The organism is Kitasatospora sp. NPDC093679 (assembly GCF_040683455.1).
Taxonomy (GTDB): domain Bacteria; phylum Actinomycetota; class Actinomycetes; order Streptomycetales; family Streptomycetaceae; genus Kitasatospora; species Kitasatospora arboriphila.
The window spans coordinates 61416-73120 of record NZ_JBFBDW010000037.1 but is presented as its reverse complement, the minus strand read 5'-3'; the positions used below and the strand labels follow the sequence as shown (position 1 = coordinate 73120).

The following is an 11705-nucleotide window of genomic DNA, read 5'->3' as shown; positions in this document are numbered from 1 at the left end:
CAGGGGGGACCCTGTGGGAGAGTAGGACGCCGCCGAACAATTCTTCTGAGAAGCCCCGCCCGGGGACCCCGGGCGGGGCTTCTCGCATTTCCGGGCCAGACGCGATGCGTCAGCCCGGAAGGGCCGGAGTTCTGCGGTCCGTTCCTGCTGCTCGTACTGCTCCTTGAGCGTCGTACGGCCGAGGGCGGGGTGTCGGATGGCCGTGGCCAGGGCGCGGACAGCAGGGCCAGTTCCTCGGTCCGCAGGGCGAAGGGCAGCACCGACGGCACGTCGGTTGCATGGAGAGCGGCCGCTCGGCACCGGGCCGGGGATGGTGCTGCGGCTCGCCGGGTCGCTGGAGCTCACGCTGCGGGCACGCGACGCGCTGCTGACGGCCGGTTCTGCGCCGGAGTTTACGGAGGGCGGAGCTGGGCGGGGATGTGACGCTCGCCGAGCGGCTGGGGGAGGCGGTCAGAGCCGGCCGGCGGCCTTGAGAGCGAGGTAGGTGTCGGCGAGGGCCGGGGGCAGGGCTGCGGGCGGTGCGTCCAGGACGGTGACGCCGTGCCGGATGAGGCCCTCGGCGGTGCGGCGGCGGTCGGCCCGGGTCTGCTCGGCGGCGGCCGCGCCGTAGACGGCGTCCAGGGTGCCGCGGGCCGTCGCCAGTTCGTCCAGCCGGGGGTCGGCGACGGAGGCCAGCACGACCTCGTGGCGCTTGGTCAGCAGGGGCAGCTGGGGGAGCAGTCCGTCCTCGGTGGCGCCCGCGTCGAGTCCGGTCAGCAGGACGATCAGCGAGCGGTGCGGGGACATCCGCAGCGCGGCGGCTGTGAGTGCGCGCAGGTCGGTCTCGACGAGCGCGGGCTCCAGGGCGGTCATCGCGTCGGTGAAGGCGGGCAGCACCTCGGCGGCGGACCGGCCGACGACGGCGGCGCGCCGGACCCGGTCGTGGGCGAGCAGGTCGACCCGGTCGCCGGCCTTGGTGGCGAGGGCGGTGAGCAGCAGCGCGGCGTCCAGCGCGGCGTCCAGGCGAGGGGCGTCGCCGACGCGTCCGGCGGAGCCGCGGCCGGTGTCGAGGACGATCAGGATGTGCCGGTCGCGTTCGGGGCGCCAGGTGCGGACGGCGACGGTGTTGCGGCGGGCGCTGGCCCGCCAGTCGATGGAGCGGACGTCGTCGCCGGGCAGGTATTCGCGCAGCGAGTCGAACTCGGTGCCCTGGCCGCGGGTCAGGACGGAGGTGCGGCCGTCGAGTTCGCGCAGCCGGGCGAGCCGGGAGGGCAGGTGCTTGCGGCTGACGAACGGGGGCAGGGCGCGGACCGTCCACGGCACCTGGTGGGCGCCCTGGCGGCCGGCCAGGCCGAGCGGGCCGAGCGAACGGACCGTCACCCGGTGGGCCCGGTGGTCGCCGCGCCGGGTCGGGCCGAGGACGGTGGTGAGCCGGCGCCGCTCGCCGGGCGGGACGGTGACGGTGTGTCGGGAGTTCCCCCAGGAGGTGCCGGGGTGCCAGGCGGACGGTGCCCAGGCGTCCCTGACGAGGGCACGCAGCGGCCTGCCCGAGGGGTTGGTGACGGAGAGCCGGACCTCGGCGCTCTCGCCGGTCCGGACCCGGGTGTCGCCGTCGCGGGTCAGCTGCAGGGAGCGGACGGGCGCGGCGAGCACCAGGTCGGCGGCAACGGCCAGCAGGAGCAGCAGGGTGACGGTGCCGATGCCCGCCCAGGAGGGGGCGACCAGGCCGACGACGAGCGCGCCGAGCGCGGCGAGCAGGGCGGTGCGGCCGGTCAGGGCCATGGGCGGGACTCCTCGGGGTGTGCTGGGGTGCGGGCCGGCCGGGGCCGGCGGGTCGGGCCGGTCAGCGAGGGGCGGGCGTCTGCGACAGCACGGCCTGGATCACCGAGTCGGCGGTGGTGCCCTCCATCTCGGCCTCGGCGCGCAGCTGGATGCGGTGCCGCAGGGTCGGCAGGGCGAGCGCCTTGACGTCGTCGGGGGTGACGTAGTCGCGGCCGGCCAGCCAGGCCCAGGCGCGGGAGGTGCCGAGCAGGGCGGTGGCGCCGCGCGGGGAGACGCCGATCGACAGCGACGGGGACTGCCGGGTGGCCCGGCACAGGTCGACGATGTAGGCGAGCACCTCGGGGGCGACGGTGACCTTGGCGATCTCCTGGCGGGCCGCGGCGAGGTGGGCCGGGCCGGCGACCGGGCGGACGCCGGCGGCGGCCAGGTCGCGTGGGTCGAAGCCGGCCGCGTGCCGGGCGAGCACCTGGTACTCCTGCTCGCGGTTGGGCAGCGGCAGGACCAGCTTGAGCAGGAAGCGGTCGAGCTGGGCCTCGGGCAGCGGGTAGGTGCCCTCGTACTCGACCGGGTTCTGGGTGGCGGCGACGAGGAAGGGCTCGGGCAGCGGGCGGGGCTCGCCGTCGACGGTGACCTGGCGCTCCTCCATGGCCTCCAGCAGCGAGGCCTGGGTCTTCGGCGGGGTGCGGTTGATCTCGTCGGCGAGCAGCAGGTTGGTGAAGACCGGGCCGGGCTGGAAGGAGAACTCGGCGGTGCGGGCGTCGTAGACGAGGGAGCCGGTGACGTCGCCGGGCATCAGGTCGGGGGTGAACTGGATGCGCTTGGTCTCCAGGCTGAGCGCGGTGGATAGGGTCCGGACCAGCAGGGTCTTGGCGACGCCGGGGACGCCCTCCAGCAGCACGTGGCCGCCGCAGAGCAGGGCGACGACCAGGCCGGTGACGGCGGCGTCCTGGCCGACCACGGCCTTGCCGATCTCGTCGCGCAGCGCGGTGAGCGCGGTGCGGGCGTCGACCTCGGCGGGGCCGGGGACGGCGTCGGCGGGCGTGCCGGTCTTGGTGAGGGTCGTGCTGGCAGCGGGCTGCTCGGTCACGGCTGTCGTACCTGCCTTTCCAGGGCGTCGAGGTCGTCGGAGAGCCGCAGCAGCGCGGCGTCGTCGGTGGGCGGCCCGCCGTACAGCAGTGCCTGCAGGTCGCCGGACGGGCGGCCGAGGCGGCCGGCGGCGGCCGCGCAGAGGGCGGCCGGGTCGGGCTCTGCGGCGGCGACCGGGACGCCGAGCACGGGGGCGAGCCGGTGCCGGGCGGCGCGGCGCAGCGCGTCGGCGGCGTGGCCGCGGGCGTTCGCCCGACGGTAGAGGCGGGCGCGGCCCTCGGTGGTCTCCGCGGCGCGGACCACGACCGGCAGCTCCTCGGAGACCACCGGGCCGAGCCTGCGGGCCCGCCAGGCGGCGGCGAGGGCGGCGGCGAGGACCAGCTGCAGGCCGGCCCAGCGCCAGCCGTCCGGGACGTGGTCGAGAAGGCTGCGGCGGTCGGTGGTGGCCGGGGCGCCGGTGCCGGTGTAGTCGGGGAGGTACCAGACCAGGTGCGGGCGGGAGCCGAGCAGGCCGAGGGCGAGCGAGGCGTTGCCGTCCGAGGCGAGGTGCCGGTTGGTGAGCGGCCGGTCGGTGCCGAGGACGGCGGTCTGCCGGCCGGTCGGGTCGGTGTGCAGGACGACGGCGGGCCGGCCGTGGCGCGGGTAGCAGGCGGCGTCGTCCGGGCCCGGGAGGTACAGCAGGCCGCCGAGTTCGGCGCTGCCGGCCCGGGTCGCCTCGGGGAGCCCGCAGGCGGGTGCGGTGGACTGCTCGGCGGCGTAGTCGGGCAGCCCGTCGGTGGCGGGTGCGGTGCGGACGCCGGGCGCGAGGGCGGTCAGCTGGGCGTCGTCCGGGGCGAGCAGGACGAGCCGGCCGCCGGGGCCGCGGGCGGCGGCCAGCCGGTCGACGGCGGCGGGGTCGAGCAGGTACGGGTCGGGCAGCACCACGGTGGTGTCGGGGGCGGCGAGCGCGGCGGCCAGTTCGGACTCGCCGGAGGCGGTGCGGACGTCGACGCCCTGCCGCTCCAGCAGGCGGACGAGGGCCCGGGCGCCGTTCGGGTCGGGAGAGCGCGGGTCGAGCGGCGGCCAGGTGCTGGCGCCGCCGAGGCCGCCGACGAGCAGGCCGACTAGGACCAGCAGGGCGGCGGCCAGCAGGTACCAGCGGGCGCGGCGCCAGCGCCGGCGGACCGGTACGGCGAGGCTGGTCGCCGGGGCCGGGGCGGCGGCGTCGCCCGGTGCTCCGGCGGCGGGCGCGGCCGGGTCGGCCGGGGCCGGTGCGGGCGGTGCGGTGGTCATGCGGCGGCTCCGCCGGTCGGGACGAGCACCGGGCGGGCCGCGCCGAGGGCGCGGTCGAGCGCGAGCAGGCCCTCGTAGGCGGCCCGGTCGGCGGTGCGCTCGCCGTACACGATGTCGTCGAAGGTGCGGGCGGCGGCGGCGAGGGCCGCGGCCTGGCCGGGCAGGGCGCGGCCGGCCTCGGCGGCGGCCTCGTCGGCCGTCCGGCCGGGCCGGACGTCGAGCACCGTCCGCTCCTCCAGGGCCCGGACCAGGGCGCGCATCTGCTCGCGGACGGCCTGCGGCCAGTCCCCGGCGGCGGCGCGGGCGGCGGCCTCGACGCGGTGCTGGTCGGCGGTGCGCGGGCCGCGGTGTGCGAACAGCGCCGCGCCGGTGCGGGCCTCGCGGCGCGGCGCGCCGAGCCGCCACCAGACGGCGGCGACCACGACGGCGACCAGGAGCAGGGCCAGCACCACGCCGGTCCCGCTGCCCGCCACGGACTCGCCGACCTTCCCGAACAGCCGGCCGATCTGCTCGTCCAGCCAGGCCTCGGCGCGCTGCACCAGGCTCGGGTCGTGCCGGTGGTAGGCCGGGTTCAGCAGCTCGTCGCGGGCGGCGTCCCGGGCCGGCCCGCGCGGCACGGTGACCGGAGCGCCGTCCGTGAGGACGCGCACGGGCGCGCCCCCCATCCCCCAGTACGGCATCGGCTCAGACCCCGGGGGGAGTCGGCTGCCCGGACCAGCCCGCCGAGCCGTACTCGGGCAGGCCGGCGGCGCGGGCCAGCTCGATGTCCAGGGCCTCGCGGCGGATCCGCTGGTCGATGTAGAGCAGCACGTTGACGGCCGCGCCGAGCGGGATGGTGAAGGTCGCGACGATGGTGCCGCCGATCGCGACGATCAGCAGGCCGAGCGGCGGCAGTGCGACCGACATCGGGTTGTCGGCGTTGCCGACGAAGTCGCCGGAGACCAGCATCGCGGCGATCGAGAACGGCGTGAGGATCATGCTGGAGGCGATGAACATCAGCACCCGGGTGAGCACGTTGATGCCGAAGAGCCGCCACCACGAGCCGCGCACCAGCCGCCGGGAGCGGGACATCGCGGCGAGCACGCCCTGCCGCTCCAGGACGAGCGCGGGCGCGGCGAGGCTGAGCCCGATCGTCAGCCAGAGCGCCAGCGGCAGGGCCGCCAGCAGCAGGATCAGGCCGAGCCCGAGCAGCGGTTCGTTGACGTCGTCGACGATCCCCGCCACCAGCAGTGCGAAGCCCGGGACGAACGGTGCGGCGGCGATCAGCCCGGTCAGCAGGGTGAGGCCGGTCAGTGCCGCGAGCCGCGGCCGGGCCGTCTGCCAGGCTTCCCGCAGGGTCACCGGCTGCCCCAGCACGGCCTTGCTCACCACCATGGTCAGCATGCCGATCGCGACGACGCCGACCAGGACCTCCAGCGGCACCGGGGCGAGCAGCGCCACGACCTCGGTGAGGTCGCCGGGCTGCTCGTAGGCCCAGAACTGGCCGAGGGCCGACAGCAGCTGCTGCAGGGCGGCCAGCCCGAGCGAGAGGCCGAGGGCGGTGCGCCAGTGCCTGCGCACCGTGGTGACCGCACCGTCGAGGATCTCGCCGACGCCGAGCGGACGCAGCGGGACGACGCCGGGCTTGGGGCTCAGCGGGGCGCCCCAGCCGCCGTACTGGCCCGGGCCGCCGCCGTACGGGCCGGGGCCGCCGGGAGCGGCGCCGTAGTGGCCCGGACCGGGTGCGTCACCGCTCTGGCCCTGGTGGGGAATGCTGCCGTACGCTCCGCCGTACGGACCGGGACCGCCCGCGGCGTCGCCGACGGCGCCGGACGGTGGACCGGCCGGCGGCCGGACGTCGTCACGGGGCGGTTCGGGCGAACCGGGCGATGCCCAGCCCGGGGTGTCGGTCATCAAGGCTCCTTGTCCTACGGTCCGCGGGCTTCGTGGCCCCGGGCCCGGACGTCCGGGTCGGTCGGACCGGGTACGGCGTACGGCCGGATTCCGCTGCTGCGCCGCCCATCGTGCCATGGTGGCGGCAACGGCCCCAGGGGTATCCCGTTGCTGATCGACAACGGTCGGTGCGCACGGCCCCGGCCCGCCGTCCGGCGGTGCCCCGCCCGGGTCGCGGGAGGACCCGGGGAGGGCCCCGGACCGGGCTGTGGGGCAGGTCACAATCGGGTAATGAGAAGATGGAGTCATGAAGGGACGCGTTCTCGTCGTCGATGACGACACCGCACTGGCCGAGATGCTCGGCATCGTGCTGCGTGGTGAAGGTTTTGAACCGTTTTTCGTCGCCGACGGGGACAAGGCGCTAGCCGCGTTCCGGGAGACCAAGCCCGACCTCGTGCTGCTCGACCTGATGCTGCCGGGCCGGGACGGCATCGACGTCTGCCGCCAGATCCGCTCCGAGTCCGGCATCCCGATCGTGATGCTGACCGCGAAGACGGACACGGTGGACATCGTGGTCGGACTGGAGTCCGGCGCCGACGACTACGTCACCAAGCCGTTCAAGCCCAAGGAGCTGGTGGCCCGGGTGCGCGCGCGGCTGCGCCGCGCCGAGGAGCCCACCCCCGAGCAGCTGACCATCGGCGACCTCGTCATCGACGTGGCCGGCCACTCGGTCAAGCGCGAGGGCCGCGGCATCCCGCTGACCCCGCTGGAGTTCGACCTGCTGGTCGCGCTCGCCCGCAAGCCCTGGCAGGTGTTCACCCGCGAGGTGCTGCTGGAGCAGGTCTGGGGCTACCGGCACGCCGCCGACACCCGGCTGGTGAACGTGCACGTCCAGCGGCTGCGGTCCAAGATCGAGAAGGACCCGGAGCGTCCGGAGATCGTGGTCACCGTGCGTGGCGTCGGCTACAAGGCGGGGCCCAGCTAAGTGGTGCAGTACCAGGCTGACGACTCCCCGTCGGGCACCGATGCCGGCGGGGAGGCTGCTGTGCGCGGAAGCGTGCTGAGCTCGACCACGGAGGGCCGGCGGCGCCGCCGCGGCCCGGCCGCCTTCTTCGCCCAGGTGATCCGTCAGTTCCGACGGCCGGTGCGGCGCCTGACGGCGCTGTACCGCCGCTCCATCCAGCTGCGCGTGGTCGCCGCCACGCTGCTGCTCTCCGTCGTCGTCGTGCTGGTGCTCGGCGTGGTCGTGGTCGCCCAGGTGCGCACCGGCCTGCTGGACACCAAGAAGCACGCGGCGCAGGGCCAGGCGCTCGGCGGCTTCCAGATCGAGCAGGACAAGATCAACGAGGCCATCAACCTGCAGGCCAAGGCCGGCAGCACCGGCAGCGACCCCTCGCGGGACGAGGTCGGCACCTGGCTGATCAAGCAGGTCTCCGACCTCGCCAGCGGCGGCACCGGCGTCTACTCGGTGATCGCCCTGGTGCCCTCCACCGGCCAGCAGGAGAGCGCCCCCAGCGCCGCCCTGCGCGGCGCCTGGTACTCCGGCAACATCGTCCCGGACTCGATCAGCCAGGACCTGCGCGACGAGGTCGCCGCGGAGTCCGGCACCCCGCACCAGCAGACCACCGAGATCCAGCGCTCCACCGACGACGGCAGCCCCTCGTACAACGAGCCCGGGCTCGTCATCGGCAAGCAGTTCACCGGCCCCGACGGCACCCCGTACCAGCTCTACTACGTCTTCTCCTTCGGCCAGGAGACCAAGACCCTCGGCCTGGTCACCGGCACCCTGGCGACCGCCGGCGTCTTCGTGGTCATCCTGCTCGGCGGCATCGCCTGGCTGGTCGTCCGCCAGGTCGTGACGCCCGTCCGGATGGCCGCTGGGATCTCCGCCAGGCTCGCCGCGGGCCACCTGGAGGAGCGGATGAAGGTCACCGGCACGGACGACATCGCCCGCCTCGGCGAGTCCTTCAACCGGATGGCCAACGCCCTGCAGGCGCAGATCCGGCAGCTGGAGGAGCTCTCCCGGGTCCAGCGCCGCTTCGTCTCCGACGTCTCGCACGAGCTGCGCACCCCGCTCACCACCGTGCGGATGGCCGCCGACCTCATCTACGACAGCCGCGACGACCTCGACCCGATGGCCGCCCGCTCCGCCGAACTGCTGCAGGACCAGCTGGACCGCTTCGAGTCGCTGCTCGCCGACCTCCTGGAGATCAGCCGCTTCGACGCCGGTGCCGCGATCCTGGACGCCGAGCCGGTCGACCTGCGCGAGATCGTGACCCGGGTGGTCGAGGCGGCCGACCCGCTCGCCCAGGCCAAGGGCAGCGCGGTGATCGTCCGCGGCGCCGAGAAGCCCGTCGTCGCCGAGGTCGACTCCCGCCGGATCGAGCGCATCCTGCGCAACCTGGTGGTCAACGCGCTGGAGCACGGCGAGGGCCGCGACGTCGTCGTCCGGCTCGGCACCGGCGAGGGCGCGGTCGCCGTCGGCGTCCGCGACTACGGCATCGGCCTCAAGCCCGGCGAGGCCTCCCGGGTGTTCCACCGGTTCTGGCGCGCCGACCCGTCCCGGGTGCGCACCACCGGCGGCACCGGCCTCGGCCTGTCCATCGCCGTCGAGGACGCCCACCTGCACGGCGGCTGGCTGCAGGCCTGGGGCGAACCGGGCGGCGGCTCGCACTTCCGCCTCACCCTGCCGCGCACCCGCGGCGGCGACATCAGCCGGGCGCCGTTCCGGCTGGAGCCCGAGGACTCCCGGCACAACCGCGGCCTCGCCTCGCCCGGCGCGCCATACCGGCGGGCCGTCCGCCCGGGCGGCGCGACCGCGGTCACCGCGACCGACGCCGCCGACCAGGACGGCCCGGAGACCCCCGAGGGCGGCCAGGCCGGCTTCGGCAGCGGCCTCGGCGGCGTGCTCTCGCTCGGCCCCGGGCTGGGCCGGCCGCAGGCCGCCCCCGTCGCCGACCCCTCGGACGTCCGCACCGTGGCCGCGGGATACGGTGCCACCGGGGCCCAGGTCGTCGTCGACCGCGGGCCCGGACGTCCGGCGCTCCCGCCCCAGGAAGGCCCGGACAACGCCGACACCCGGAGGCCGCAGCGTGCGAAGGACGACGACCAGCGTGAGGGCTGACCTGCGCTCAGCCCGGGCCGTCTGCGCCGCCCTCGCCGTGCTGCTCGCCGCGGGCTGTGCCGCGATGCCGTCGGACGGCCCGCCCGAGCGGGTCGAGATCCCGCAGGGCTCCGGCGCGGAGAACCTCCAGGTCCGGGTCTTCCCGGTGCCGCCGCACAAGGGCGAGGACCCGCGCGACCTGCTGGCCGGCTTCCTGGCCGCGTCCGGCGCCGACGAGGCCAAGGACTACGAGACGGCGCTCAAGTACCTGACCGCCTCGGCCGGCAAGCGCTGGAACCCGCAGGCCGGCGTCGCCGTGCTCGCCGCCACCCCGCACCGCGACCAGACGGTGGCCGCCGCGGAGACCACCACCATCACCGTGAGCGGCAGCAAGGTCGCCGAACTCGACGAGGACCACTCCTACCGGGTGGTCACCGACGAGGCGTACCGGCAGCAGTTCACCTTCGTGAAGGAGACCGAGGGCCCGGACAAGGGCGAGTGGCGGATCGACCGGCTGCCGGACGGCCTGATCGTCGACCAGACGAACTTCCGCAACTCCTACCGGGCCGTCCACCGCTACTTCTACGTCTCCTCCGACCCCTCGGCGGACGGTGCCACGCCGCCCGTGATGGTGCCGGACCCGATCTACCTGCGCCGCCGCACCGACCCGCTGACCGCCGCCGCCAAGGCGCTCGCGGCCGGCCCCTCGCAGTGGCTCGCCCCGGCCGTCTACTCGGCCTTCGAGGGCGTGCACATCGAGGGCGCGGTGTCCGTCAACGACAACCGGGCCGCCGCGGTGCGGGTCGACGTCGCCGACTTCGGCGGCCGGCAGAGCACCTGCAAGCAGATGGCCACCCAGCTCTTCCACACCCTCGCCGACCAGCAGGGCAAGGCCCAGCTGGACCGGGTCGACCTGTCCGGCGGCAAGGGCGGCTGCTCGGTGACGGCCGCCGAGGCCGCCGACTCCGCCCCCGGCCGCCTGGCCGGCTCCGCCGGGGCCTCGCCGTACTACCAGCTCGACACCGGGCAGGTGCTGCTGCTCCAGGGCGACGGGCCGGGCCGGCCGGTCGCCGGGCCGCTCGGCCAGGCCGCGCAGCAGGGCCAGCCGAGGATCGGCGAGGTCGCCGTCCGCCGCGACGGCTCCGGCGCCGCCGCGATCGGCGCCGACGGCCGCTCGCTGTTCGTCACCGGCTTCGGCGACGGCGACCAGCTCGGCGGCGCGGTGGTCAGCAGCCGTGGAACCCAGCCCGGCCAGGGCCTGGCCTCGCCCAGCTGGGACGGCCGGCAGAACCTCTGGGTGGTCGACCGCGACCCGGCCGCGCCGCAGCTGTACATGGTGCGCGGACGCAAGTCCGTCGCCGCCCAGGTCGACGGCCTCGCCGACCGCACCGTCCAGGACGCGCGGATCTCCTCCGACGGCACCCGGATCGCCCTGGTGCTGAAGGACGGCGCCGGCCGGCGCTCGCTGCAGATCGGCCTGGTGGTGCACGAGGGCACGGCCGGCTCTCCACGGGTGCGGGTCACCGGGCTGCGGCCGGTCGCGCCGCTGCTGACCGACGTCGCCTCGGTGTCCTGGGCGGACACCGACCAGCTGCTGGTGCTCGGCAAGGAGCAGGGCAAGCTGCAGCTGCTGAACTACGTGGGCACCGACGGCTCGCAGGCCGCCGACTCCCCGCTGCAGGGCGGCGAGTCGATGACCACCGTGTCCGCCTCGGAGAGCCGGGCCGGCGAGAGCGTGCCGTCCGTCATCGCGTACTCCAGCGACCACCGGATCTTCCGGCTGCAGGGCAACCAGTGGCGCGAGATCGCGCTGCAGGGGCACCCGGCCGCCTCGTTCGGCTACCCGGGCTGACCCCGCCCGTGCAGCCGGCGGGGCGTCGCCGCCACCGCGGCCGCGGCGCACGGCGGGCAGCCCGCCGCCCGCAGCGCCCGTGCGGCCTCGGCCAGGCTCGCCCCGGTGGTCACCAGGTCGTCGACCAGCACCAGCCGCCGGCCGGACAGCAGCGCGGCCCGGCGCGGCGGCACCGCCAGTGCCCCGTGCAGGTTGCGGTGGCGCTCGGCCGCGGACAGCCCCGCCTGGTCCGCCACCGGCCGGACGTGCCGCAGCGCCGCCGCGGCCAGGGCCGGCCTGCCCGACCGGCTCAGCTCGCGGGCGGCCGCGCGGGCGAGCCGCAGCATCGGGTCGTGCCCGCGGGCACGGACCGCGCGGCGCGCGGAGGGCACCGGCACCAGCAGGAGTGCGCCGGGCGCACCCGGGGCGCCCGCCTCGACCGCGGAGCGCACGGCGGCGGCGAGCGCCGCTCCGAGCGGCCGGGCGAGCCGCAGTGCGCCGCGCTCCTTGTGGGCGATCAGCAGATGCCGCACCGGCCCGGCGTACGGGGCGGCGGCGTACAGCGGCGGCAGGCCCTCCGGGGCCGGCCGGCGCTCCACCGGCCCGGCGCCGGCACAGGTCAGCTCCGCCCGGCAGGCCGGACAGAGCTGACCCCCGGCGCCGCCGCAGCCCGCGCACCGGGCGGGCAGCAACAGGTCGAGCAGACCGGTGCCGAGGAGGCCTGCGGCGAACGGCGGTGTCACGGGCGCCTCCCGGGGCGCGCGGGGCACGGACGACGTG

At 76.2% G+C, this 11705-nt stretch carries 9 protein-coding genes; 3 read left to right on the top strand and 6 right to left on the bottom strand.

All coding sequences use genetic code 11. The features are described 5' to 3' along the window. Positions 1-450 precede the first annotated feature (450 nt). The 5 genes from AB0O09_RS26520 to AB0O09_RS26500 form a co-directional block, all read right to left on the bottom strand. Positions 451-1761, bottom strand: coding sequence for a DUF58 domain-containing protein (locus AB0O09_RS26520; protein ID WP_363545259.1), 1311 nt, complete (start codon positions 1759-1761; stop codon positions 451-453). Between the two features lie 61 nt (positions 1762-1822). Further along, on the bottom strand, positions 1823-2743 hold the full coding sequence (locus tag AB0O09_RS26515; RefSeq protein ID WP_344623456.1) for a MoxR family ATPase: 921 nt from the start codon (positions 2741-2743) through the stop codon (positions 1823-1825). Between the two features lie 101 nt (positions 2744-2844). Further along, the gene (locus AB0O09_RS26510; RefSeq protein ID WP_363545257.1) at positions 2845-4119 is read right to left on the bottom strand and encodes a DUF4350 domain-containing protein; all 1275 of its coding nucleotides are present in this window, start codon (positions 4117-4119) and stop codon (positions 2845-2847) included. Next, a complete protein-coding gene (locus tag AB0O09_RS26505) occupies positions 4116-4769 on the bottom strand; it encodes a DUF4129 domain-containing protein (protein ID WP_363545255.1) in 654 nt (217 codons plus the stop codon). Before AB0O09_RS26505 ends, AB0O09_RS26510 begins: the two co-directional genes overlap by 4 nt. Before the next feature lie 34 nt (positions 4770-4803). Continuing rightward, the gene (locus tag AB0O09_RS26500; protein ID WP_363545253.1) at positions 4804-6012 is read right to left on the bottom strand and encodes a hypothetical protein; all 1209 of its coding nucleotides are present in this window, start codon (positions 6010-6012) and stop codon (positions 4804-4806) included. A 286-nt stretch (positions 6013-6298) separates the two neighbouring features. Between AB0O09_RS26500 and mtrA the strand changes: the two genes are divergently transcribed. From mtrA to AB0O09_RS26485, 3 genes are read left to right on the top strand one after another with little or no spacing between them, the layout of a single operon-like run. Next, positions 6299-6976, top strand: coding sequence for an MtrAB system response regulator MtrA (gene mtrA / locus AB0O09_RS26495; protein ID WP_344623392.1), 678 nt, complete (start codon positions 6299-6301; stop codon positions 6974-6976). Between the two features lie 60 nt (positions 6977-7036). Next, positions 7037-9115, top strand: a complete 2079-nt coding sequence (gene mtrB, locus AB0O09_RS26490; RefSeq protein WP_363545250.1) for an MtrAB system histidine kinase MtrB — start codon at positions 7037-7039, stop codon at positions 9113-9115. Then, a complete protein-coding gene (locus AB0O09_RS26485; RefSeq protein ID WP_363545247.1) occupies positions 9105-10946 on the top strand; it encodes an LpqB family beta-propeller domain-containing protein in 1842 nt (613 codons plus the stop codon). Before mtrB ends, AB0O09_RS26485 begins: the two co-directional genes overlap by 11 nt. On the opposite strand, the gene AB0O09_RS26480 is transcribed toward AB0O09_RS26485, so the two are convergent. Beyond that, the gene (locus tag AB0O09_RS26480) at positions 10934-11668 is read right to left on the bottom strand and encodes a phosphoribosyltransferase family protein (protein ID WP_363545244.1); all 735 of its coding nucleotides are present in this window, start codon (positions 11666-11668) and stop codon (positions 10934-10936) included. The genes AB0O09_RS26485 and AB0O09_RS26480 overlap by 13 nt on opposite strands. Positions 11669-11705 lie beyond the last annotated feature (37 nt).

Bases quoted from the DNA above. Each gene is read 5' to 3' on its own strand.
- AB0O09_RS26520 (WP_363545259.1), bottom strand. From the start codon at position 1,761: ATGGCCCTGACCGGCCGCACCGCCCTGCTCGCCGCGCTCGGCGCGCTC.
- mtrA (WP_344623392.1), top strand. From the start codon at position 6,299: ATGAAGGGACGCGTTCTCGTCGTCGATGACGACACCGCACTGGCCGAG.
- AB0O09_RS26500 (WP_363545253.1), bottom strand. From the start codon at position 6,012: ATGACCGACACCCCGGGCTGGGCATCGCCCGGTTCGCCCGAACCGCCC.
- AB0O09_RS26510 (WP_363545257.1), bottom strand. From the start codon at position 4,119: ATGACCACCGCACCGCCCGCACCGGCCCCGGCCGACCCGGCCGCGCCC.